The sequence below is a fragment of the Pseudomonas sp. PSE1(2024) genome (genome assembly GCF_050990555.1).
Taxonomy (GTDB): domain Bacteria; phylum Pseudomonadota; class Gammaproteobacteria; order Pseudomonadales; family Pseudomonadaceae; genus Aquipseudomonas; species Aquipseudomonas aphyarum.
In genome coordinates, this window is record NZ_CP158967.1 from 5,542,948 (window position 1) to 5,567,040 (window position 24,093).

Sequence of the window (24,093 nt, forward strand, 5' to 3'; positions counted from 1 at the left end):
TTGATGAACAACACAAAACAAATGTGGGAGCGAGCTTGCTCGCGAAAGGGTCGTGTCAGTCGACATCATTGCTCAATGACACACCGCTTTCGCGAGCAAGCCCGCTCCCACAGTTGGGGACTGCATCAACCGAAGGCTGTCAGATCAACAGCACTTCGGCCCACCCTTGCCACCGTAACGGGCTTCCTGACGTTCGCGAAAGAACATCTCGTAGCTCATCACCGGTTTGTCCGGGTGTTTGGTCTGCATATGCTCGACGTAGGTGTCGTAGTCGGGCATGCCGACCATCAGGCGCGCGGCCTGACCGAGGTATTTACCGAGGCGACTCAGGTCATTGAACATGCTGCAATCCTCTGGTTACGCGTCCGGCAGGGCCTGGAATGGCGATTCTTTGTCCGTACGCTCTTTTTTGCCCCAGGCGGCGATGCCGACCTTGAGCGCATAGAACAGGATGCTGAATACCACGAACAGGAACAGCGCGGTCAATGTAGCGTTGGTGTAGGCGTTGAAGATCACGTGCTGCATCTGCTCGACGCTTTTCGCCGGCGCCAGCACCTGACCGTTGGCCAGTGCATCGCTGTACTTCTTGGCCAGCGACAGGAAGCCGATCGCAGGGTTGGCGTCGAACAGCTTGATGAAGCCAGCGGTCGTGGTGCAGATCAGCAGCCAGGTGGCCGGCAGCAGGGTGACCCAGATGTAGCGCTGGCGCTTCATCTTGATCAGGACCACGGTGCCGAGCATCAGCGCGATACCCGCCAGCATCTGGTTGGAGATGCCGAACAGCGGCCACAAGGTGTTGATACCGCCCAGTGGATCGACCACGCCCTGATACAGCAACCAGCCCCACATCGCCACACAACCGGCGGTGGCGATCAGGTTGGCGGACCAGGATTCGGTACGTTTCAGCGCCGGTACGAAGGAGCCGAGCAGGTCCTGCAGCATGAAGCGACCGGCACGGGTACCGGCATCGACTGCGGTCAGGATGAAAAGCGCTTCGAACAGGATCGCGAAGTGGTACCAGAACGCCATGGTGTTTTCACCCGGCAGCACACTGTGCAGGATCTGCGCGATACCGACCGCCAGGGTCGGCGCACCACCGGCACGGGCCAGGATGGTGGTTTCGCCGATGTCATGCGCCACGGCTTGCAGGGCTTCCGGGGTAATTGCAAAGCCCCAGTTGCTGACTGCGGTTGCCACAGACACCACGTCACCGCCGACCACGGCGGCCGGGCTGTTCATGGCGAAGTACACGCCAGGCTCGATCACCGAGGCAGCGACCATGGCCATGATGGCCACGAACGATTCCATCAGCATGCCGCCGTAACCGATGTAGCGGGCGTTGGTTTCGTTATCCAGCAGTTTCGGCGTGGTCCCGGAAGAGATCAGCGCGTGGAAACCGGAGACCGCACCGCAAGCGATGGTGATGAACAGGAACGGGAACAGACCGCCCTTCCACACCGGACCGGTGCCGTCGACGAACTGGGTCAGGGCCGGCATTTTCAGCTCGGGCATGGTCACCAGGATGCCGATCGCCAGAGCGACGATGGTACCGATCTTGAGGAAAGTGGAGAGGTAGTCACGCGGCGCCAGAATCAGCCACACCGGTAGCGAAGCGGCGACGAAACCGTAACCGACCAGCATCCAGGTAATCTGCACGCCAGTGAAGGTGAAGGCCTTGGCCCAGACCGGATCGGCGGCAATCTGCCCGCCCAGCCAGATCGAACCCAGCAGCAGCAACACGCCGACTACCGAGATCTCGCCGATGCGGCCCGGACGGATGTAGCGCATGTAGATGCCCATGAACATCGCGATCGGGATGGTCGCCATCACGGTGAAGATGCCCCACGGGCTTTCAGCCAGGGCTTTCACCACGATCAGCGCCAGCACCGCGAGGATGATGATCATGATCAGGAAGCAGCCGAACAGCGCGATGGTGCCGGGGATACGGCCCATTTCTTCACGCACCATGTCGCCCAGCGAACGGCCGTTGCGACGGGTCGACATGAACAGAACCATGAAGTCCTGCACCGCGCCCGCCAGCACCACGCCGGCGATCAGCCACAGCGTACCGGGCAGGTAGCCCATCTGCGCCGCCAGTACCGGGCCGACCAGCGGCCCCGCGCCAGCGATGGCCGCGAAGTGGTGACCGAAGAGAATGTGTTTGTTGGTCGGAACGTAGTCCAGACCGTCGTTGTTGAGTACGGCGGGGGTGGCCCGACGCGGATCGAGTTGCATCACATTGTTAGCGATGAACAGACTGTAGTAACGGTACGCAACCAGATAGATGGCCACGGCGGCGACCACAATCCACAAGGCGTTGATCGCCTCGCCTCGGCGCAATGCCACTACGCCCAGGGCGCACGCTCCTACGATTGCCAGCAGCAGCCAGGGTAAGTGGCGTAGCAGGCTATTATTATTTTTCATTTTATTATTCCAGCCAGGGTGGACAAGAAAGACAGCCACCCCGAGTTTAGCGCTACTGGCGGCAAAGGCCATACCCCGACATTGGTCTGACGCCCCACCGTACTGGCAGCGCTTGATGAGGCGGGTCTATAGTCAGCGTACTTTCAAGAGGATTGCGCCATGAGCGAGCGTCGCCGCTTCAAACGTATTGCGTTCGATGCCAAGACCGAATTGAGCCAGGGCGAATACATCTGGCCGGTGAAGTTGATCGATCTGTCGCTCAAGGGCCTGTTGATCGAAAAACCGGAACCGTGGCTGGGGGATGAAACGCAGGACTTCAACGTCGACATTCACCTGAGCGACGACACCGACATCCAGATGGATGTGCAACTGGCACACGACGATCATGGTCAGTTGGGCTTCCAGTGCCGGCACATCAGCCTGGAATCGATTCAGCGCCTGCGCCGTCTGATCGAGCTCAACCTCGGGGATGAGGCCGAGCTCGAACGAGAGCTTGGGGCATTGATGGACGTCTGATTACTCGAAGAGTGAATCCAGCGCCTGCTCCAGACGTGTCACCGCAATGATCTGCAAGCCTGGCGGCGCTTCCTTAGGCGCATTGCCCTTGGGCACGATCGCGCGCTTGAAGCCGTGCTTGGCGGCTTCCTTCAATCGCTCCTGACCGCTCGGCACCGGACGCACTTCGCCGGACAGGCCGACTTCGCCGAACACCAGCAAGTCATGGGGCAACGGACGGTTGCGCAGGCTCGACATGACGGCGGCCATCAAGGCCAGGTCAGACGCGGTTTCCAGCACCTTCACCCCGCCGACCACGTTGAGGAACACGTCCTGATCGTGAGTCGGAATGCCGCCATGGCGGTGCAACACCGCCAGCAGCATCGCCAGACGATTCTGATCCAGACCCAGCGTCACCCGACGCGGGTTGGCCAGATGGCTGTCATCCACCAGCGCCTGAACTTCCACCAGCATCGGCCGGGTGCCTTCCCACGTTGCCATCACCACACTGCCCGGGACTTCTTCCTGAGCGCGGGTGAGAAAAATCGCCGAAGGGTTGGAGACTTCCTTCAGGCCCTTGTCGGTCATGCCGAACACGCCCAGCTCGTTGACCGCGCCGAAACGGTTTTTCACCGCTCGCAGCAAACGCAACCGACCGTCGGACTCGCCTTCGAAATACAGCACGGTATCGACCATGTGCTCCAGAACCCGCGGCCCTGCGAGCGTGCCTTCCTTGGTCACGTGGCCGACCAGGAAAATCGCCGTGCCGCTTTGCTTGGCGTAACGCACCAGCAACGCCGCACTTTCGCGTACCTGGGACACGCCGCCCGGCGCCGATTGCAGTTGTTCGGTGAAGATCGTCTGGATCGAGTCGATCACCATCACCTTGGGTTTTTCCTGACGGGCGGTGGCGATGATGGTTTCGATACAGGTTTCGGTCATGACCCGCAGTTGATCCTGCGGCAGGCCCAGGCGGCGCGCGCGCATGGCGACCTGTTGCTGGGATTCCTCACCGGTGACGTACAGCGCCGGCATGCTCTTGGCGAGGTTGCACAGGGTCTGCAAAAGGATCGTCGATTTGCCGATGCCGGGGTCGCCGCCGATCAGCACCACCGAACCGTCCACCAGACCACCGCCGAGCACTCGGTCGAGTTCGCCGGAGGCTGTGGAAAAACGCGGAATCTCTTCGATGCTGACTTCGGCCAGGGTCTTGATCTGGGCCTGCTGTCCGGCCCAGCCGGTGCGCCCGCTCGGGGCGGCGGCACCGCCGCTCTCGACCATGGTTTCGGTCAGGGTGTTCCAGGCGCCGCATTCGCCGCACTGCCCCGCCCACTTGGGAAAGGTTGCGCCGCACTCGGTGCAGCCATACATGCGCTTGGCCTTGGCCATCTGAACCCCCGGCAAAAACCGCGATGATAACGCAGCCATCGCCGATCAGCGCGGCGCGCCGGGACGGATTTCTCCGCTGGCCAGACGCGCGGCGCTGCTGCCGGTCAATCCCCGACAATTGCCGGGGCTTGAAAGGGCCGCTGTCAGTCGACCAGTTTGGCCGCCAGGGCCTTGACCCGATCCAGGTCACCCTTGGCCACTTTGGTCACACCGGCGCCGTACTCCGGATCCGCCTTATAGAGGAAGGACAGCATGATGTGCTTGCTCTCGTCATCGGCGCCCGCCAGCGAACCGCCAAAGCTCTCGATCAGATCCTGACGTTCCTTCTTGCTGAACGAGCGATACAGATCACCGGCCTGTTTGAAGTTCTGCTCACGCTGGATCTTCGCCTGTTGCGTGCTGCCCTGCAGCGCGGTCTGGCTGTATCGCGCACCTGGCGTCTCTTCACGAGGTTGCAGACGGCTTGGCTGATAGTTGACGCCCGAGCTGCTCGCACCAACATTCATCGCGCCATCCTGATTGCCATTGTTGACGGCGGTTTTGGCGGCATTGATCGGCAATTGCAGGGCGTTGGCGCCGAGGCGATACATTTGCGTATCGGCATAGGCAAATATCCGGCCTTGCAGCAGGCGGTCTTCCGAAGGCTCGATGCCCGGCACCACATTCGAGGGTGCCATGGCCACTTGTTCGGTTTCCTGGAAGACATTCGCAGGATTGCGGTTCAAGACCATTTGTCCAACTTTTCGCTCAGGAATACCTGGCCAGATCTTGGTTGCATCAAGAGGATCGAAATCAAACTTGGACAAATCTTGCGGATTCAAGACTTGGACGTACAAGTCCCACTTGGGAAAATTACCTTTGTTAATATTTGTTACTAAGTCGTGAGTCATGTGACTGTAATCCCGGCCCTGAACTTGCACAACTTGTTGCGGATCGAGATTCTTGATGCCCTGCAAACTTTTCCAGTGAAACTTCACATAGTGCACATCGCCCTTGGCATTGACCAACTTGTAGGCGTGCACACTATTGCCATCCATCTCCCGATAACTGGCCGGGGTTCCCGAGTTGGAATACAGCTCGGTCAAAGTACGGGTGGCTTCCGGTACATGGGAGAAGAAGTCGAAGCGGCGCGAGTCATCGTCAAGGTTAGTACGCGGATCGGGCTTGAAGGCATGCACCATGTCCGGGAACTTGATCGCATCGCGGATGAAGAACGTCGGGAAATTGTTACCCACCAGATCCCAATTACCGTCGGCGGTGTAGAACTTGGTCGCGAAACCCCGAGGGTCACGCAGGGTTTCCGGAGAGTGATTGCCGTGAACCACCGCCGAGAAACGCACGAACACCGGCGTGACCTGGCCGGCAGTAAACACCTTGGCCTTGCTCAGATCGCTCAGATCGTTGGTCGCAGTGAACGTACCATGGGCACCAGTGCCTCGGGCATGCACAACGCGTTCGGGAATGCGCTCGCGGTCGAAGCGTTGCAGCTTCTGGATCAGTTGCACGTCCTGCAACAGTACCGGGCCGTTGGCGCCGGCGGTTTGCGAGTTCTGGTTGTCGCCGACCGCCGCACCGTTGTCACGGGTCAGCGGCGCGGCATTCACGGAAAGGGTCAACAGGCTGGCGGCCAATACACCAACGGTGCGACGGGGAATAACCCCTGAACCAAGCGTGGAATTCATTTCAGGTTCCTCTGTTTTTTTGAGGCGCATCCAGGTGCGCCAGACAGAGGCTAGAAGCTCGATTCGCCAAACCTAAATAGAAAGATCACAACGCCGTGATTGAATATTTTTTCTTCGGAATCAGCGGTTTGAGGCGTATTCCGCGCGCGATTAGTGGCACTTTGCAAACTAATTGCGAAATGGTGTGTCGATAAAAACAGGCTTTGTAAGAAGGTGTTACGCGCAGGACGCGTTATGCTGATTTACACTGCGTACACCAAACTCATCTGTAACAAGGAAATAACTATGGGCGTGCTCAGCGAGTTCAAGGCCTTCGCGGTCAAAGGCAATGTGGTCGACATGGCCGTCGGTATCATTATCGGTGCGGCCTTCGGCAAGATCGTTTCGTCGTTTGTCGGCGACGTGATCATGCCGCCCATCGGCCTGCTGATTGGCGGGGTGGATTTCAGTGACCTGGCCATTACGCTGAAAGCTGCCGAGGGCACTGCCCCTGCGGTGGTGCTGGCCTACGGCAAATTCATCCAGAGCGTTCTTGACTTCGTGATCGTAGCCTTCGCGATCTTCATGGGCGTCAAAGCCATCAACCGCCTGAAGCGCGAAGAAGCCGTGGCGCCTACCCTGCCGCCGGTACCGACCAAGGAAGAAGAACTGCTGGGCGAGATCCGCGATCTGCTCAAGGCTCAGAACAACCGGCCTTGAACACTTAAACGGCGCCTGAGGGCGCCGTTTTCTTACCAGTAGTTTTCCACCGCCACCTGTCCCGGTCGCCGCGTCAGACTCAAGGCCATGCCGCGTTGCTTGAGCAAGGCCCGGGTGTCATCGATCATCTGGGGATTACCGCAGAGCATGACCCGCGAATGCGCAGGGGTCAGCTCGACGCCTGCCACCCTCTCCAGCTCGCCATTTTCGATCAGCGTGGTGATGCGTCCGTTGAGGGCGCCCGCATACGGTTCACGGGTGACCACCGGAATGAACTGGAATTTGTGTGCATATTCGGTCAGGTAGTCACGCTGCGTCAGCTCGGCAATCAGTGTTTGATAAGCCAGCTCTCGAGCCTCTCGCACGCTGTAGACCAGAATGATTCGTTCAAACTTTTCCCAGACTTCAAAGTCCTGAAGGATCGACAGAAACGGTGCCACCCCCGTGCCTGTGGATAACAGCCACAGATCGCGACCATCAATGAAGCGATCCAGCGTCAGATAACCAAAGGCCTGGCGCTCGATCAGCAAGCTATCCCCTGCCTTCAGCCGGCTCAGTTCGCTGGTGAACTCACCACCCGGCACCACGATGGAAAAGAATTCCAGAAACTCGTCGAACGGCGAAGACACCATCGAATAGGCGCGCCACACCGTACTGCCGTCCTCACGGGTCACGCCAATCCGGGCGAATTGCCCGGCGCGAAAGCGGAAACCGGTATCCCGCGTAGTACGCAGGGTGAACAGGTTCGGGGTCAGCGGTTGTACATCGAGCAATGTCTGGCGGCTGAATTTTTCGCTGCTGGCGGTCATCGATTCACTCCATCAACAATGAACCGATTGTTACTCATAATTACGCACTGGAACACCGACAGTTTGTAATGACATCTCAAAGTGCCACCATTACAGGAAATCTACTAACTTGGAGGTCAAACATTTATATGAACAACCCCATATAAACGACTGGTGTAGATATTCCAAACAGATTCACTCTCCAAGAACAAAAAAATCCAAGCGACTCGTAAGAAGCGTCCTACACTCGTCTGCGTGTCCGTCCCTTTGGATGCAATAGACACTCCCGCGAACTGGTTTATGGAGAACATCCCAAAATGGAAAGGTGGAAGGAGTCCCAGATAGAACAGATTACTCGCGCGAAGGAAATCGATAACGCTTTCCCGATTTTAAGAAATTTTGCCAACAATATTGGATTCCAGTATTGCGGCATTAAAGTCTCGCGACCTGGCACTACGTCATTCAAACCCTTTTGTATCAACAACTTCACACCGGCTTGGAATGAGGAATATCAAAAAAATTTCAGCGCAAATGATCCGATAACCGAATACTGCCACAAGTCCATGCTGCCATTTCTCTGGAGCAGGAAAGCCTTCTCGAAGACACCGCTCATGTGGAGTGCGCTTCAAAATCACAGGATGGAACACGGCTGGTCGCAGTCGTTTCACGACGAAAAAAATGACTTGTGCTGCACAATCAGCCTGGCGCGGCCCTATTGCGAAGTTTTCGCATTGGAACTGTACGATCAATACGGTGTGTTGCAATACGTCTTGCAACACTTGTGCGCGTTGTTCCTCATCGCGTTCCCGCCAATGCTGGCCAAACCACCGCCCGTACGATTGTCTATACGGGAACTCGAAATCGTGAAGCTGTGCGCCTTGGGCAAGACAGCCTGGGAAATCGGTCAGATCCTGAATGTCGCGGAACGGACCGTGAACTATCACATCAAAAATCTGATCACCAAATTCAACGCCTGCAACAAGATGTCAGCCGTCATCGCCGCCTCCAAGGCCGGATATCTCTAGGCCGCCCTCTTCCACTGCACTGAAATCAGACGAGTATTGCCAACAAAAAAAACGTACCATTTGCAGCCTTCCTGAGTGATGTCGTGACCGTTCACGCCGTTGTCCACTCGGTCGGTTCCGCCGCACGACACCCTGGGCTGCGGGACATCCGTCGATTACCCAGAGTCCCCGCCTCATGCCTTTGCTCGATACGCCCTTCGCCCAGCTCGATCTGATCCGCCAGCCCGAACAGCAGAACGAACCGCTGCAAGCCTTCGACGCAGCCGACGAGTACTTGCTCAATCATCTGGCCGAACAGAATCTGCCGGCGGATACCCGAGTATTGGTGCTCAACGACAGTTTCGGCGCACTGGCCATCAGCCTCTCGGGCAAGGTGCAGGTCAGCACCAGCGGTGATTCGTTCCTGGCGTTTCAGGGGCTGGAAAAGAACCTGCTGCGTAACGGTCAGGCATTCGATGCGCTGCGCGGTATTCCCGCCAGCGAGCCCTTGGTCGGGCCGTTCGACCGGGTGCTGATCCGCGTCCCGAAAACCCTGGCGCTGCTGGAAGAGCAACTGATTCGCTTGCAGGGACAATTGGCACCCGGCGCTCAGGTGGTAGCAGCGGCGATGGTCAAGCATTTGCCTCGTGCCGCAGGTGACCTGCTGGAACGCTACATTGGCCCGGTTCAGGCTTCACTGGCAGTGAAAAAGGCCCGACTGTTGATCGCCACGCCCGAGGCCAAGACACCCGCCGCCTCGCCCTACCCGACCCGCTATCGCCTCGACGAGCCGGCCATCGAACTGCTCAACCACGCCAACGTGTTTTGCCGTGAAGGGCTGGACATCGGCACCCGCGCCTTCCTTCCGCACCTGCCGAAAAACCTTGGCTCGGCACAAGTCGCAGACCTCGGCTGCGGCAACGGCGTACTGGCCATCGCCAGCGCCCTGCAAAACCCCGATGCGCATTACACGCTGGTGGATGAATCGTTCATGGCCGTGCAATCAGCAGCCGAAAACTGGCGCGCGGCGCTGGGTGAGCGTGAAGTGATCGTGCGCGCCGGCGACGGTCTGGCCGGCCAGGAGGCACAGTCGCTGGACGTGGTGCTGTGCAACCCGCCGTTCCACCAGCAACAGGTGGTCGGCGACTTCCTCGCCTGGCGCATGTTCCAGCAGGCCCGCGAAGCGCTGGTCGTCGGCGGTGCGCTGTACATCGTCGGCAACCGTCACCTGGGTTATCACAGCAAACTGGCGCGGCTGTTCCGGGGTGTCGAGCAAGTCGCGGCTACGCCGAAGTTCGTGATCCTCAAGGCGCGCAAATAATCCGGGCAAAAAAAACCCTCCGGTCGGAGGGTCAAAAATCCGTGCCGCAAGGCAGCGGGATGGGAAGTCTCAGTGCGTGGTCAGGCCTGCTGCATTCATGAACATGCGCATCAGGCTGGCGACGATGAACAGTGCACCGACGCTGCCGACCCAGATCATGGCCAACCAGCCGAGCCGCTGCCACAGCGGCTTTTTTTCGGCTTCTTCAATGTCGTGCAGGGAATGTTTGCCGGTCATTTTCTTTAAACCTCTTCAAGATGGATGGCGCCGCTACCGACGCCATCGCGAGCAAGCTCGCTCCCACAGGGTTTTGCTTAGTGATAACCGTCTTCGTGGGTGACCTTGCCGCGGAACACGTAGTAGCTCCAGAAGGTGTAACCCAGGATGAACGGGATGATGAACAGCGTGCCCACCAGCATGAAGCCCTGGCTTTGCGGCGGTGCAGCGGCGTCCCAGATCGAGATCGACGGCGGCACGATGTTCGGCCACAGGCTGATGCCCAGACCGCTGTAGCCGAGGAAGATCAGCACCAGGGTCAACAGGAACGGCATGTAGTTGGCATTGCGCGCCACCGCGCGGATCAGACCGTACATCGTCACCAGCACCAGAATCGGCACCGGCATGAACCAGAACAGATTCGGCATGCTGAACCAGCGCGTCGCAATTTCCGGATGGGCCAGCGGCGTCCAGAGGCTGACGACGCCAATCACCGCCAGCAGCACGAAGGCCAGAGGACGCGCCAGGTTATGCATCTGTTCCTGCAACTTGCCTTCGGTCTTCATGATCAGCCAAGTGCAGCCGAGCAAGGCATACGCCACCACCAGCGCGGCACCGCAGAACAGCGTGAACGGCGTCAGCCAGTCCAGTGAACCACCGGCGTATTGCCGGTTGACCACGGGCAAGCCGTCGATGAACGCGCCAAGCGCCACGCCCTGGAAGAACGTCGCCGCCACCGAACCACCGATGAACGCCTTGTCCCACAGGTGACGCTTGTCGTCCTTGGCCTTGAAGCGGAACTCGAACGCCACGCCGCGGAAAATCAGCCCGATCAGCATGAAGATCAGTGGCAGGTACAGCGCCGACAGCACCACCGAATAGGCCAGCGGGAACGCACCAAACAAAGCCGCGCCGCCCAGTACCAGCCAGGTTTCATTGCCGTCCCATACCGGGGCGACGGTGTTCATCATCACGTCACGGTCGACTTTGCCCGGGATGAACGGGAAGAGAATCCCGATCCCCAGGTCGAAACCGTCCATGACCACGTACATCATGATCCCGAAGATGATGATCACGGCCCAGATCAGCGGAAGATCAATACCCATGACTCAAATCTCCTTGGTCAGACTGCGGTCGTGTTCGGCGCCATCGTCGTCGGCAGCGGACAACGGACGGGCCGGCGTGCGTTTCTGGCCAGGACCACCGTCGTTGGTTTCCTTGCCTTCGTCGGTCTTCGGCCCTTTGCGCACCAGGCGCATCATGTAGCCCAGACCCGCACCGAACAGCGCGAAGTACACCACCACGAACATGATCAGCGTGATGCTCATCTGCATGAAACTGTGGTTGGACGACGCATCCGCCGTGCGCATCAGCCCGTAGACCACCCACGGCTGACGACCGATTTCAGTGGTGAACCAGCCCGCCAGGATCGCGATCAGACCGGACGGCCCCATCCACAGCGCCAGGTACAGGAACGGCCGCGAGGTGTAGAGCGTGTCGCGCTTGCGCAGCCACAGGCTCCAGAGGCCGGTGAAGATCATCAGGAAGCCGAGGCCGACCATGATCCGGAACGACCAGAACACGATGGTCGAATTCGGCCGGTCTTCCGGCGGGAATTCCTTGAGCGCCGGGACTTGCTTGTCCAGCGAGTGCGTCAGGATCAGGCTGCCGAGGTACGGGATCTCGACCGCATATTTGGTTCTCTCTTCCTTCATGTCCGGCCAGCCGAACAGGATCAGCGGCGTCGCCTCATTGCCATGGTTTTCCCAGTGACCTTCGATCGCGGCGATTTTTGCCGGCTGATGCTTGAGGGTGTTGAGACCGTGGAAGTCACCGATGACCGCCTGGATCGGCGCAACGATCAGCGCCATCCACATCGCCATCGACAACATGGTGCGGATCGCCGGGTTGTCCTTGCCGCGCAGCAAGTGCCAGGCCGCCGACGAGCCGACGAAGAAGGCCGTCGCGACGAACGCCGCCGTCGCCATGTGCATCAGGCGATACGGGAACGACGGGTTGAAGATGATTGCCAGCCAGTCGGTCGGGATCACTTGGCCGTTGACGATCTCGAAGCCCTGTGGCGTCTGCATCCAGCTGTTGGAGGCGAGAATCCAGAACGTCGAAATCAACGTACCGATGGCCACCATGACCGTGGAGAAAAAGTGCAGCTTGCGTCCGACCTTGTTCCAGCCGAACAGCATGACGCCCAGGAAACCGGCTTCGAGGAAGAACGCCGTGAGTACTTCATACGTCAGCAACGGGCCGGTGACGGAACCGGCGAAGTCCGAGAAGCGACTCCAGTTGGTGCCGAACTGGTAGGCCATGACAAGTCCCGAGACCACGCCCATGCCGAAGTTGACGGCAAAGATCTTCGACCAGAAATGGTAGAGGTCACGGTAGGTGTCGTTGCCGGTTTTCAGCCACAGGCCTTCCAGCACCGCGAGATAGCTCGCAAGACCGATGGTGATCGCCGGGAACAGGATGTGGAACGAGATGGTGAACGCGAACTGAATTCGGGCGAGATCCAGGGCCTCTAAACCGAACATAAGCTTTCCTCTATCAGATAACGGTTCCAAGACTGGCGGCCTTGGACCACTGCCCCCACGGGTATGGAGTGCGGCGAACTCGGATTCGTTCTTCTTTTTACAGGCATCGCGACGCAGGGAGTCTGCCGACGGGTCCCGGATCAGTTCCGCGAAGGGTCTTGATCTGGATCAATCAACGTTGAAAGAGTAGTCCCATTTCCGACGGGGAACCGCGTGGTCTTTTGCCGCGTGACAAGTTGCCTCACAGTCCTGGCAACGCCCTGAAATACATCGGTGGCCGGGTTCGGTGTCCGGGCGCGGAAAAATCGATGTCTGGCTAACTAAATTTTTTGTCATAGCAACTTCCTGTTACAGACTGGTGATAATCTCGCGGTTCCCCTCGATCAAGACCGGCCCGCAAATGCCCAGCCAAGAGCCCTTGCTGTTACGTCATCACCGTCCCTTTCTTGCGTTCTGGTTTGCCCGGATCTTCACCGCCAGCGGTTTTCAGATGCTCACCGTGGCGATCGGCTGGAATCTCTATCAACTGACCGGCAACGTGCTCGACCTGGGTCTGGTCGGGCTGGTGGAATTCGCTCCACGCGTACTGTTCATGCTGCACACCGGCCACGTTGCCGATCGCTACGACCGGCGCAAGGTCGCGGCGATCTGTCAGTCGTTGCAGGCCTTGATCGCCCTGGCACTGGCCATCGGCAGCGCCACCGACCATGTCACCCGGGAAATGATCTTTATTCTGGCGTTCTTGCTGGGCGCCGCGCGCTCGTTCGAAATGCCGACCACTCAGGCGCTGCTGCCGAGCATCGTGCCCAGCGCATTGTTCCCACGGGCGGTCGCCGCCGCGCAATCTGCACAGCAATCGGCCACCATCGTCGCCCCGGCGCTCGGCGGTCTTCTTTATGCCTTCGGCAGCGTGTGGGTCTATGGCCCGACGGTCATTCTGTATGTCATCGCCTGCACCCTGATGCTCAACCTGCCTGCACGGCAAACTCCGCTGAACAAAGGCAAAGCGACGCTGGATTCGTTGCTGGCGGGGATTCGTTTCATTCGCAGCCGCCCGGACATTCTCGGGGCGATTTCGCTGGATCTGTTCGCCGTGCTGCTCGGCGGCGCTACGGCGCTGTTGCCGGTGTTCGCCAAGGACATTCTGCTGACAGGGCCGTGGGGGCTGGGGCTGTTGCGCTCGGCACCGGCGGTCGGGGCGTTGATGATGTCGTTGTTCCTGGCGCGGTTTGCCGTTGAGCGAAACGTCGGTCGGGTGATGTTCACTGCCGTCGGCGTGTTCGGTGTCGCCACCATCGCCTTCGGTCTCTCGACCTCGTTCTGGTTCTCGCTGGCGGTGCTGGTGGTGCTCGGCGCGGCGGACATGATCAGCATGGTGATCCGCGCCTCGTTCGTGCAACTGGAAACCCCGGACGAAATGCGCGGCCGGGTCAGCGCGGTGAACGGCCTGTTCATCGGTGCCTCGAACCAGTTGGGCGAATTCGAATCCGGCCTCACCGCGCACTGGTTCGGCACCGTGCCGGCAGTGGTGATGGGCGGCATCGGCACGCTGGTGGTGACCGGAACCTGGATCAAACTGTTCCCGACCCTGGCCAACCGCGACCGGATGCATGTGCCGGTGGAAGAGGTGAAGGCCTGACGCTCTCAGGCCAGCAACTCCCCCGCCACTTTCGCTCTGACGGCCTTGCCCGCCAGTTGCTCGACCAGCGTCAGCGCAAACGCGAGCACGGCGCCGGAACCTTGGGCGGTGATGCAATTGCCGTCCACCACTACCGGTTGATCAACAAACGTGCAACCGGAGAGGTTATGGCTAGTGGCGGGCAGGCAGGTCATCCGGCGTTGACGTAATACACCGAAGCTTTGCAGGGCGACCGCCGGGGCTTCGGCGATGGCGGCGAAAAGTCGTCCGGCACTGGCCTGGTCCTTGAGCAGTTGTTGCAGAGGCTGGTGCGCGGCCAGGTGTTGTGCGCCGACCGCTCCGCCCGGCAGGACGATCAGGTCGAAAGTCTGGGCCAGAACATCAATGAGCATGCCGTCGGCAGTCAGGCGCGTGCCTCGGGCGCAGGTCAGCATGCGCCGGCCTTCGATGCTGGCCGCCACCACTTCGATGCCGGCGCGGCGCAGCACGTCGATCAGGGTCACGCATTGCAGATCATCGATGCCCTCGGCGAGGGTAATCAGGGCTCTAAAGGTCATGGGCGCCATCCGCTGGGTGATCTTTAAAGCGTAGTCAGCTTTGCCCTGCCCTGTTCGGCGACAGCCGTTACTTGATGTAAAGCTGGGTCGACATCGTGTTGCGCGGGGCGTTGATCGAGGTGTTGCTGAAGGTAAAGGTGCCTTCCTGACGAGTCGTCAGATCGAAGGTGTACAGCGAACCGACGGTCTTCGCGCCTGGCGTGCATTCGGTCAGGTTGCCATTATCGAAGGCACAGACCGGACTCCGGGTGCCGTTCACTTCGAAACCGTCCAGCGCCGCCTGAGGCTGACTCTGGCCATAACCGATTTCCAGCACGTACACCTTGATGCCCGGCGCGCTGTGATCGCAACGGGTCTGCACCTGGCCATCGGTAATGTCTTCGAGCCCGCAGGACGACGACTGAACCTTGATGACTTTCACCTCGCTCAATGGCGGTGCCGACGCTGCGAGTGCCGCCGGTACACCGGCCAGCAGCAAGGCCATCAGTCCAGCGGTCTTCATCCAACCCTTGTTCATGCGATCCATCCCCGAAAAAACAGCGCGCAGTATGGCGTACTTGGCCGTGGTGCAAAACTTCGCCGACGATCGACACCAACATCCGCCATCTTCCTCACGCTGCTGGTATGATGCGCGGCTTTTTCCGGCCCACCACAATTTTCCAGGCGCTTGCGACGGTCTGTGCTTTGCTGTTGAGGTCGATACATTCACGGCGCCACGCGCGCCACGGGGAGCAGACATGCTGGAAAGGCTGTTTCAACTCAAGGCACACAACACCAACGTGCGGACCGAGATTCTCGCGGGCGTCACGACCTTCCTGGCCATGGCCTACATTCTGTTCGTCAACCCGAGCATCCTCGGCGAGACCGGCATGGACAAAGGCGCGGTGTTCGTCGCCACGTGCCTGGCAGCCGCCATCGGCTCCACGGTCATGGGCCTGATCGCCAACTACCCGATCGCTCTCGCACCGGGCATGGGTCTGAACGCCTTCTTTACCTACACCGTCGTGCTGCACATGGGCCACACCTGGCAAGTGGCGCTGGGCGCGGTGTTCATTTCCGCCGTGTGCTTCTTCCTGCTGTCGATCTTCCGCATCCGTGAATGGATCATCAACAGCATCCCGCTGCCGCTGCGTTCGGCAATTGCTGCCGGTATCGGCCTGTTCCTGGCGCTGATCGCCCTGCACAACGCCGGCATCGTGGTCAGCAACCCGGCGACCATGGTCGGCCTCGGCGACCTGAAACAACCGGCGCCGATCCTCGCCACCCTCGGTTTCGCCCTGATCGTTGCCCTTGAAGCCCTGAAAGTGCGCGGTGCGGTGCTGATCGGCATTCTGGCGGTGACCATCGTCTCGATCGTGATGGGCTTCACCCCGTTCGGCGGCGTGACGTCGATGCCACCTTCGCTGGCCCCGACCTTCCTGCAACTGGACATCAAGGGTGCACTGGACATCGGTCTGGTCAGCGTGATCTTCGCCTTCCTGTTCGTCGACCTGTTCGACAACTCCGGCACCCTGATCGGCGTCGCCAAGCGCGCCGGCCTGATGGGCAAGGACGGCCACATGCCGAAGATGGGCCGTGCGCTGATCGCTGACAGCACCGCGGCAATGGCCGGCTCGCTGCTGGGCACCTCGACCACCACCAGCTACATCGAATCCGCTGCGGGCGTGAGCGCCGGCGGCCGCACCGGCCTGACCGCCATCGTCGTCGCGATCCTGTTCCTGCTGGCGCTGTTCTTCTCGCCACTGGCCGCCAGCGTGCCGGCCTTCGCCACCGCGCCGGCGCTGCTGTTCGTCGCCGTGCTGATGACTTCGGGCCTGGCGGAAATAGACTGGGAAGACATCACCGTCGCCGCGCCGGTCGTGGTCACCGCCCTGGCGATGCCTTTCACCTATTCCATCGCCAACGGCATCGCCTTCGGCTTCATCGCCTGGACTGCAATCAAACTGCTGTCCGGCCGCGCCCGTGAGCTGAACCCGGCGCTGGTGATCCTGTCGATTCTGTTCGTGATCAAGCTGGGTTGGTTCAACGCATGACTTTTGATTCCCAGGCCTACGCCGCACAACTCGAAGACAAGGTCACGCGCCTGCGTGACCTGCTGGCCCCGTTCGATGCACCGGAGCCGACGGTGTTCGACTCGCCGTTGCAGAACTTCCGTCTGCGCGCCGAGTTCCGCCTGTGGCGCGAGGGCGGTGAGCGGCATTACGCGATGTTCTCCCAGGACGACAAACGCACGCCGATCCTGATCGAGGAATTCCCGATCGCCAGCCTGCGCATCAACCAGTTGATGCCGCAATTGAAGGCGGCCTGGCAGGCCAGCGCGGCGCTGAGCCACAAGCTGTTTCAGGTGGAGTTTCTGACCACCCTGGCCGGCGACGCGATGATCACCCTGTGCTATCACCGTCCGCTCGACGAACACTGGCACGCGGCAGCCACCAAACTGGCGGCGGATCTGGGCGTCAGCATCATCGGTCGCTCCAAGGGCAAGCGCGAAGTGCTCGGCCTCGATTACGTGGTCGAGAAACTCGAAGTTGGCGGTCGCACATTCAGCTATCGCCAACCGGAAGGCGCGTTCACCCAACCCAATGGCACCGTGAACCAGAAGATGCTCAACTGGGCATACGAAGCGCTGGGCGATCGCAGCGACGATCTGCTGGAGCTGTACTGCGGCAACGGTAACTTCACCCTGCCGCTGGCAACCCGCGTGCGCAAAGTGCTGGCCACCGAAATCAGCAAGACCTCGGTCAATGCCGCGTTGAGCAACCTCGTCGAAAACGCTGTGGATAACGTGACTCTGGTGCGCCTGTCCGCCGAAGAGCTGACCGAAGCCCTGAACGAAGTTCGCCCGTTCCGTCGCCTGCACGGCATCGACCTGAAAAGCTACGAGTTCGGCAGCGTGTTCGTCGACCCGCCACGGGCCGGCATGGACCCGGACACCTGCGAACTGACCCGTCGCTTCGATAACATCCTGTACATCTCCTGCAACCCGGAGACACTGGCGGCCAACATCGCCCAACTGCACGACACGCACCGTATCACCCGCTGCGCGCTGTTCGATCAGTTCCCGTGGACTCACCACATGGAATCCGGCGTGCTGTTGACCCGACGTTGATCGCAGGTGCCAGATACAAGAAAGCCGTCCTGACCGACGGCTTTTTTGTGCCTGTTCATAACACCGGATCAATCTTGCGCGGGCGCCCGCCCTTCCTGCCGTTGGCCCGCGCAGCTTCAGCTTTCGCGGTGCTGCTCTGGCGACCATTGCGCGAAGCGATCACCGAGGCGGCCATGGCCATCAATGGTTGACTGGCCGAGATCATGCCGGCGATGGAAACCTGCAGATCCTTGCCGTCGTGGCACAGCGCGGTGCCGGCAAAGCCGACGTGCAATCCGCTGAAGTCTTGCGGTTCGAAATCATCGAATTCCCGGTAGAGATTCACTGGCAGCAATACGCCGCTGTCGTCCTCGAAGTGAATCACCAGGCAGGGTTTCTGAAAAGCCACTGACACAGCTTGCAGGCTGCTGCGACGGCGCACGCCGCCACGGTCGACGGCTTCGTCCAGACGCTTTTCCGTGACGGGCCGATCCGCGTGCAACGCGGCTTTGACTGTTTTCATAATTCTATTTCCACTCCTTCGTGAGCGCCGACCAGGGCCAACAGGGTTTTGTTGACCTCAGGCTCGTAATACGCCGATCCGATCCTGAAACTCGTGCTGGTAACCTCCCGCAGCACCGCCACCTGATTCGACTGCCCGTCCCACCACTGATTGTCGAGACAGGCGGTGCGCAATCGAGTCCACCAGATCCAGCGCGCCCGCCGCAGATGATCGGTTTCACGCAACGACTGGCGCAGTCCTTCAAGCAGGGCAACCGGCGGTCGATGCGACAACGGCACCACATCCCACAGTTCGACGCCGTTGTGCCAGAAACTGAATTTGAAGCGGGCGCTCCAGGCGCCTGCATCCACATGTGCGTGGGGCGGGCAATGTTCGTCACGCAACATGATCACCACTGACAGTCCTTTGTAACTGCATACCTTCATGCTAACCCATCCGTTAGGTTTAAACGTTTCAACACTTGCCATTCCCTGGCAAATCCGACCATCGGCGCCAACGCCTGCTGTGGCCGTTACCTTTCGAGCCTAGTGCGGGAGCCGAAAAAGCCGCGGGCAAAATGGTAAGCAGTTCTTTCGCAGCGGCCGCGCATTTGCTACATACGAAGACTCATTCCCCGGTGTAATCAATCATGCAGCGACACTTCGACGATCTTCAGCTGGGCAGCATCGAGTTGTTTTGCCTGGCCGCCGAGTGCGGCAGTTTCACCGGCGCGGCGCAGGCGGCTTCGGTGACACCGGCAGCGGTGAGCCGCTCGGTATCACGCATGGAAGAACGCTTGGGCGTGCGGCTGTTCGCGCGCACCACCCGCAGCGTGAAACTGACCGACAGCGGTCGGCGCTACTACGAAGAATGCAGCCAGGCGCTGGCGCAACTGGTCGAGGCGCAACGGGAAGTCATGGGCCAGCAGCAGGAACCGTCCGGCACCCTGCGTATCAGTATTCCTACGACCTACGCCCATCATCGGATCCTGCCGCTGCTGCCGGCCTTTCGCGCGCGCTTCCCGCAGGTGAAGGTCGACATGCACATCAGCAACCGCAACATCGACTTCGTCGGCGAAGGCTACGACATGGCGATCCGCGTGCGGGCGATTCCCGATTCGGGCCTGATCGCCCGCCATCTGGAGGATGCGGCGCTGGTGATGGTCGCCAGCCCCGATTACCTCAAACGCGCCGGCACGCCGCAGACCCTCGAAGACCTCGAACAACACGAATGCATTCAGTACGAACTGCCCAGCAGTGGGCGGCGGATCACCTGGCTGTTTTACGACGAAGACGCGCCACGGGAAATCCTCGCCGAGGGCAATTTCTGCTGCTCGGACGATGTGCTCGGTGGCGTGACCCTGGCCAGGCACGGTGCCGGGTTGTTCCAGACCTATCGCTTCATTGTCGAAAAAGAACTGGCCGATGGCTCGCTGATAGAAGTGCTCAAACCCTACAGCGGACGCTCGCGGCCGTTCACGCTGCTGTACCCGCAGAATCGCCACATGCCGCTGCGCGTCAGGGCTTTCATCGATTTTCTGGTGGAGCAATTGCCGCACTGATTCTCACCTGTGTGCGATCACCGCACACAAAACCAAGCTGTCGATGCAGAGCAATTGATTAAAGTAACCATCTAGTACAATTTAACTCCACAGGTCGAAACCCTCGGCCCAAGCCAAAAACAATAAGTGGAGTTTGCCCCCATGCCCCCTATCGTTCTGGTGCTCAACGGCCCGAACCTGAACCTGCTCGGCACCCGTGAACCGGCGACCTACGGTCACGAAACCCTGGCCGACATTTCTGCCCTGTGCGGGCGTGCCGCCGAAGAGTTCGGCTTGGCCGTGGAGTTTCGCCAGACCAACCACGAAGGCGAACTGCTCGACTGGATTCACGGCGCCCGCCAGCGCTGCGCCGGCATCGTGATCAACCCGGCCGCCTGGACACACACCTCGGTAGCGATCCGCGACGCACTGGTCGCCAGCGAATTGCCGGTGATCGAAGTGCACCTGTCCAACGTCCATGCCCGCGAACCGTTCCGTCATCATTCGTTCGTCTCGGCCATCGCCACTGCCGTGATGTGCGGCTTTGGCAGCCACGGCTATCGCCTGGCCCTGGAACATTTCAGCCAGCGGCTGAAGGGGTGATCCGCATGAACCGCAACAACGTGATACTCGCCGGGCTGATCGGCGCCGGCATCCAGGCCTCCCGCACCCCGGCGCTGCATGAACACGAAGGTGACGAACAGGGCCTGCGCTATCTGTACCGACTGATCGATCTCGATCAACTGCAACTCGACAGCAACGCCCTGCCCGACCTGCTGCTGGCCGCCGAACGCATGAATTACACCGGGCTGAACATCACCTTCCCGTGCAAGCAGGCGATCATCCCGCTGCTCGATGAATTGTCTCCGGAAGCCCGAGGCATCGGCGCCGTGAACACGGTGGTGCTGAAGGACGGCAAACGCGTCGGCCACAACACCGATTGCCTGGGTTTTGCCGAAGGTTTTCGTCGCGGCCTGCCAGACGTTGCCCGCGAACGTGTGGTCCAGATGGGCGCCGGTGGTGCAGGCGCGGCGGTGGCCCACGCCTTATTGAGCGAAGGCGTACAGCAACTGAGCATTTTTGATGTGGACATGGAGCGCGCCGAAAGTCTGGCCAACAACCTCAACCAGCATTTCGGCGCTGGCCGCGCGGTTGCCGGGCATGATCTGGCGAGCACACTGAGTCAGGCCGATGGCTTGGTAAACACCACGCCGATGGGCATGGCCAAACTGCCAGGCATGCCTGTGCCGGTGGCATTGCTGCGGCCCGAGTTGTGGGTAGCGGAGATCGTGTATTTCCCGCTGGAAACCGAACTGCTGCGCAATGCCCGCGCCCTGGGTTGCCGAACCCTGGATGGCGGCAACATGGCGGTGTTTCAGGCAGTAAAGGCGTTTGAGCTGTTCAGCGGCAAAGTGCCGGATGCGCAGCGAATGCTCGCGCATTTTCAAAGCATGAATGGATAAAACCGTGAGGGGGCGACGCCCCCTCGTCTCCGGTCACGCCTGCAAGTAGCGCAGCACCGACTCGCAAATCATCTCGCGATGACGCTGCTTGATGCTTTCGTCCGGCAGGTCGATCTGAAAGATCTCACCGAACGTGTGGCGGTTCGATACGCGATAGAAGCAGAACGAACTGATCAGCAGATGCACGTCCAGCGCGTCGAGCCCGGCGCGGAAAACCCCTTCATCGGCACCACGACGCAGAATCTCGCCCAGGGAATCGAGGATGGTGTTGTTCATCGCCTTGATCGCGTCGGAACGCTTCACGTACTCGGCGTTGTGGATGTTTTCAATGCTGACGATCCGCACGAAATCGACGTTGCGATCGTGGTGATCGAAGGTGAACTCCACCAGACGCCGGATCGCTTCCACCGGCGGCAATTCGGCCAGGTGCAGGCGGTTTTCGGTGCTGCGGATATCACCGTAGAGCTTCTCCAGCACCTCGACGTACAACTGCTCCTTGCTGCCGAAGTAGTAATAGATCATGCGCTTGGAGGTGTGGATGCGCTCGGCGATCGCGTCGACGCGAGCACCGGACAGACCCTGCTGGACGAACTCGACGATCGCCTCCTGCAGGATATTCTCGCGGGTCTTTTCCGGGTTGTTCTTGCGACTTTTGCGCGGCTCTACCGCTGGTAGATCGGGGGCTGCGGAAAGTTCTGAAGTCATCGTCATTGCGGGCTCACGGCCATCACTGCACAGGCTGGCGATTATGGGCCGCGCGCCCCAGTGAAGGAAGCCGCGCGACCCGTGTTTAATCCCGCGTTTACGAATTTCCTACAACTTGGCCTGGCGAACCGCGCCACTGCGTGATTTGGCCATCGCCGCCAGCCGCACCGCGACGTTGGCCGCGCCATAACCCGCGTAACCGTTCTTGCGCTGGATGATCTCGAAGAAGAAACGCCCTTCGAACGGCTCGGTGTAGACGTGGAACAACTCGCCGCCTTGTGCATCGCGGTCGTACAGCACGTTGTAGTACGCCAGCTCGCTGAGGAACTCGTCATCGAAATCGAAGCGCGCCGCCAGGTCGTCGTAATAGTTCAGCGGGATATCCAGCAGCGGCACACCCGCCTCCTTCGCGCGGCTGACTTCGGCGAAGATATCGTCGCAATCGAAAGCGATGTGATGCACCCCGGAGCCGCGATAACTCGACAGCGCGTGTGAGATCGCGGTGTTGCGGTTCTCGGAAATGTTCAGCGGCAGACGAATCGAACTGTCACGGCTACGCAGCGCGCGACTCTTCACCAGACCGTAAGGATCGGGTAGGACCACTTCATCGTCGGCCTCGAAATCCAGCAGGCTCTTGTAGAACAGCACCCAGCTGTCGAGGCTGTCCGCCGGCAGCGCCATGGCCATGTGATCGATGCGCTTGAGCCCGCCGCGCGCCACAGCATCCGGCAGCAGATTGAAGTCGGTGCCGTAGACATCCGCCTCCTGATCCACCAGATAAATCAGGCTGCCATCCGGCGCGCGCACCGCCGCCAGTTCCAGCTCGTTGGGGCCGACCAGTCCGCGATACGGCTGACCTTTATAAGCGACGGCCCGGGCCAGCGCGCTGGCGCTGTCCTTGACCCGCACGGCAGTGGCGCACAGTGACGGGCCATGGGCCTCGAAAAAGCTGTGGCCGAACGAATAGGGTTCGGAGTTGAGGATCAGGTTGATATCGCCCTGGCGCAACAGGCTGACGCTCTTGGAACGATGCTGCCCAGCCTTGACGAACCCCAGCCGCTCCAGCCAGTTCGACAACTTGGCGCCGAGGCTTTCATCCACGGCGAACTCAAGAAACTCGATGCCGTTGTATTCGCTGGCCTTCGGCGTTTCGAAGAGGATGTCGCGGTTATCCACAGGGCGGATTTCCTGCTCCAGACGCTGGCGGGTTTTCTCCTCCAGATAAAGGAGCGAACGCAGACCATCGGCGGCATTGGCGCGAGGCGGTGCGGCGCGGAAGCCGTCGTTGAAGATTTCCAGCGACAGTGGCCCGGTGTAGCCACTCTGGATGATTGGCGCGAGGAAACCCGGCAGATCGAATTCGCCCTGCCCCGGGAAGCAGCGGAAATGCCGGCTCCACTCCAGCACGTCCATCGCCAGGATCGGCGCATCGGCCATCTGCACGAAGAAAATCTTGTCGCCGGGAATCTCGGCAATCGCCCGTGGATCGCCCTTCAGCGACAAGGTATGGAAGCTGTCGAGCAACACGCCGAGGGCCGGGTGATCGGCCTGACGCACGATGTCCCAGACCTGTTGATAAGTATTGACGTGACGGCCCCAGGCCAGCGCTTCATAACCGATACGCAAGCCACGGGCGCCAGCGCGCTCGGCCAGCAGGCGCAGGTCGTCGATGAGGATCTGTTGCTCGCCGATACTGTCGGGGGAGGCATTGCTGCAGACCAGCACCAGGTCGGTGCCCAGTTCCTGCATCAGGTCGAATTTGCGCTCGGCCCGCTCCAGGTTGCGGTCCAGACGATCACGGCGGCAGCCTTCGAAATCGCGGAACGGCTGAAACAGCGTGATGGCGATTCCGAGGTCGGCGCACATCTGCCGGATTTCCCGGGGGCTGCCGTCGTAATACAGAAGATCGTTCTCGAAAATCTCCACCCCGTCGAACCCGGCGGCGGCAATGGCTTCGAGTTTTTCCGGCAGGGTTCCGCTCAAGGAGACGGTGGCAATGGATCGCTGCATGTTTCAACTCCCGGTGGAGACGTCG

At 60.3% G+C, this 24,093-nt stretch carries 24 protein-coding genes; 10 read left to right on the plus strand and 14 right to left on the minus strand.

What is annotated here, in order from left to right:
- Positions 1-144: 144 nt before the first annotated feature.
- Both ABTV87_RS25215 and ABTV87_RS25220 read right to left on the minus strand, forming a co-directional pair.
- A complete protein-coding gene (locus tag ABTV87_RS25215) occupies positions 145-342 on the minus strand; it encodes a YbdD/YjiX family protein (RefSeq protein WP_003228401.1) in 198 nt (65 codons plus the stop codon).
- A gap of 15 nt (positions 343-357) precedes the next feature.
- Positions 358-2,424 (minus strand): carbon starvation CstA family protein, encoded by a 2,067-nt coding sequence (locus ABTV87_RS25220; RefSeq protein ID WP_007950983.1) that lies wholly within the window; start codon positions 2,422-2,424, stop codon positions 358-360.
- A gap of 159 nt (positions 2,425-2,583) precedes the next feature.
- On the opposite strand from ABTV87_RS25220, the gene ABTV87_RS25225 reads away from it, so the two are divergent.
- On the plus strand, positions 2,584-2,940 hold the full coding sequence (locus ABTV87_RS25225; protein ID WP_433898538.1) for a PilZ domain-containing protein: 357 nt from the start codon (positions 2,584-2,586) through the stop codon (positions 2,938-2,940).
- Here the strand turns inward: ABTV87_RS25225 and radA are convergent, their stop codons facing one another.
- Positions 2,941-4,308, minus strand: coding sequence for a DNA repair protein RadA (gene radA / locus ABTV87_RS25230; protein ID WP_433898539.1), 1,368 nt, complete (start codon positions 4,306-4,308; stop codon positions 2,941-2,943).
- A 143-nt stretch (positions 4,309-4,451) separates the two neighbouring features.
- On the minus strand, positions 4,452-5,990 hold the full coding sequence (gene katB / locus ABTV87_RS25235; protein WP_221534811.1) for a catalase KatB: 1,539 nt from the start codon (positions 5,988-5,990) through the stop codon (positions 4,452-4,454).
- 285 nt (positions 5,991-6,275) lie between these two features.
- Here katB and mscL point away from each other — a divergent pair, with 285 nt between their 5' ends.
- Entirely contained in the window at positions 6,276-6,689 is a 414-nt protein-coding gene (mscL, locus tag ABTV87_RS25240) for a large-conductance mechanosensitive channel protein MscL (protein WP_085608712.1), read from the plus strand.
- A gap of 32 nt (positions 6,690-6,721) precedes the next feature.
- Here mscL and ABTV87_RS25245 read toward each other — a convergent pair whose 3' ends face one another.
- The gene (locus ABTV87_RS25245) at positions 6,722-7,498 is read right to left on the minus strand and encodes a ferredoxin--NADP reductase (protein ID WP_085608713.1); all 777 of its coding nucleotides are present in this window, start codon (positions 7,496-7,498) and stop codon (positions 6,722-6,724) included.
- A 296-nt stretch (positions 7,499-7,794) separates the two neighbouring features.
- On the opposite strand from ABTV87_RS25245, the gene ABTV87_RS25250 reads away from it, so the two are divergent.
- On the plus strand, positions 7,795-8,502 hold the full coding sequence (locus ABTV87_RS25250; RefSeq protein ID WP_433898540.1) for an autoinducer binding domain-containing protein: 708 nt from the start codon (positions 7,795-7,797) through the stop codon (positions 8,500-8,502).
- A gap of 175 nt (positions 8,503-8,677) precedes the next feature.
- Complete coding sequence (locus ABTV87_RS25255; RefSeq protein WP_433898541.1) at positions 8,678-9,802, plus strand: methyltransferase; 1,125 nt, start codon at positions 8,678-8,680, stop codon at positions 9,800-9,802.
- A gap of 69 nt (positions 9,803-9,871) precedes the next feature.
- Here the strand turns inward: ABTV87_RS25255 and ABTV87_RS25260 are convergent, their stop codons facing one another.
- The 3 genes from ABTV87_RS25260 to ABTV87_RS25270 all read right to left on the minus strand — a co-directional run bounded on the left by ABTV87_RS25260 (position 9,872) and on the right by ABTV87_RS25270 (position 12,564).
- A complete protein-coding gene (locus ABTV87_RS25260) occupies positions 9,872-10,039 on the minus strand; it encodes a DUF2474 domain-containing protein (RefSeq protein WP_007950992.1) in 168 nt (55 codons plus the stop codon).
- Positions 10,040-10,116: 77 nt separating this feature from the next.
- On the minus strand, positions 10,117-11,124 hold the full coding sequence (cydB, locus tag ABTV87_RS25265; protein WP_103303629.1) for a cytochrome d ubiquinol oxidase subunit II: 1,008 nt from the start codon (positions 11,122-11,124) through the stop codon (positions 10,117-10,119).
- 3 nt (positions 11,125-11,127) lie between these two features.
- Entirely contained in the window at positions 11,128-12,564 is a 1,437-nt protein-coding gene (locus ABTV87_RS25270; RefSeq protein ID WP_007950994.1) for a cytochrome ubiquinol oxidase subunit I, read from the minus strand.
- 400 nt (positions 12,565-12,964) lie between these two features.
- Here ABTV87_RS25270 and ABTV87_RS25275 point away from each other — a divergent pair, with 400 nt between their 5' ends.
- Positions 12,965-14,203 (plus strand): MFS transporter, encoded by a 1,239-nt coding sequence (locus ABTV87_RS25275; protein ID WP_045121629.1) that lies wholly within the window; start codon positions 12,965-12,967, stop codon positions 14,201-14,203.
- 5 nt (positions 14,204-14,208) lie between these two features.
- Here the strand turns inward: ABTV87_RS25275 and ABTV87_RS25280 are convergent, their stop codons facing one another.
- Both ABTV87_RS25280 and ABTV87_RS25285 read right to left on the minus strand, forming a co-directional pair.
- Complete coding sequence (locus ABTV87_RS25280) at positions 14,209-14,760, minus strand: DJ-1 family glyoxalase III (RefSeq protein WP_085608790.1); 552 nt, start codon at positions 14,758-14,760, stop codon at positions 14,209-14,211.
- 67 nt (positions 14,761-14,827) lie between these two features.
- On the minus strand, positions 14,828-15,277 hold the full coding sequence (locus tag ABTV87_RS25285; RefSeq protein ID WP_085608718.1) for a DUF4879 domain-containing protein: 450 nt from the start codon (positions 15,275-15,277) through the stop codon (positions 14,828-14,830).
- Between the two features lie 220 nt (positions 15,278-15,497).
- On the opposite strand from ABTV87_RS25285, the gene ABTV87_RS25290 reads away from it, so the two are divergent.
- Positions 15,498-16,793 carry an NCS2 family permease gene (locus tag ABTV87_RS25290; protein ID WP_064599583.1) on the plus strand — a complete coding sequence of 432 codons (1,296 nt, stop codon included), beginning with the start codon at positions 15,498-15,500 and terminating at the stop codon, positions 16,791-16,793.
- The gene (gene trmA, locus ABTV87_RS25295) at positions 16,790-17,869 is read left to right on the plus strand and encodes a tRNA (uridine(54)-C5)-methyltransferase TrmA (protein WP_085608720.1); all 1,080 of its coding nucleotides are present in this window, start codon (positions 16,790-16,792) and stop codon (positions 17,867-17,869) included. The genes ABTV87_RS25290 and trmA overlap by 4 nt, the downstream gene beginning before the upstream one ends.
- A 55-nt stretch (positions 17,870-17,924) precedes the next feature.
- On the opposite strand, the gene ABTV87_RS25300 is transcribed toward trmA, so the two are convergent.
- Positions 17,925-18,371, minus strand: coding sequence for a hypothetical protein (locus tag ABTV87_RS25300; protein ID WP_007951001.1), 447 nt, complete (start codon positions 18,369-18,371; stop codon positions 17,925-17,927).
- A complete protein-coding gene (locus ABTV87_RS25305; RefSeq protein WP_085608721.1) occupies positions 18,368-18,796 on the minus strand; it encodes a DUF4160 domain-containing protein in 429 nt (142 codons plus the stop codon). Before ABTV87_RS25305 ends, ABTV87_RS25300 begins: the two co-directional genes overlap by 4 nt.
- Positions 18,797-18,999: 203 nt before the next feature.
- Between ABTV87_RS25305 and ABTV87_RS25310 the strand changes: the two genes are divergently transcribed.
- The 3 genes from ABTV87_RS25310 (at position 19,000) to ABTV87_RS25320 (ending at position 21,353) form a co-directional block, all read left to right on the plus strand.
- Positions 19,000-19,911 carry a LysR family transcriptional regulator gene (locus ABTV87_RS25310; RefSeq protein ID WP_085608722.1) on the plus strand — a complete coding sequence of 304 codons (912 nt, stop codon included), beginning with the start codon at positions 19,000-19,002 and terminating at the stop codon, positions 19,909-19,911.
- A 141-nt stretch (positions 19,912-20,052) separates the two neighbouring features.
- On the plus strand, positions 20,053-20,493 hold the full coding sequence (gene aroQ, locus ABTV87_RS25315) for a type II 3-dehydroquinate dehydratase (protein ID WP_011336043.1): 441 nt from the start codon (positions 20,053-20,055) through the stop codon (positions 20,491-20,493).
- A gap of 5 nt (positions 20,494-20,498) precedes the next feature.
- Entirely contained in the window at positions 20,499-21,353 is an 855-nt protein-coding gene (locus ABTV87_RS25320; protein WP_085608723.1) for a shikimate dehydrogenase, read from the plus strand.
- Positions 21,354-21,386: 33 nt separating this feature from the next.
- Here ABTV87_RS25320 and ABTV87_RS25325 read toward each other — a convergent pair whose 3' ends face one another.
- Entirely contained in the window at positions 21,387-22,064 is a 678-nt protein-coding gene (locus ABTV87_RS25325) for a TetR/AcrR family transcriptional regulator (RefSeq protein ID WP_085608724.1), read from the minus strand.
- Positions 22,065-22,166: 102 nt separating this feature from the next.
- Complete coding sequence (gene quiC, locus ABTV87_RS25330; RefSeq protein ID WP_085608725.1) at positions 22,167-24,068, minus strand: 3-dehydroshikimate dehydratase QuiC; 1,902 nt, start codon at positions 24,066-24,068, stop codon at positions 22,167-22,169.
- Positions 24,069-24,093 lie beyond the last annotated feature (25 nt).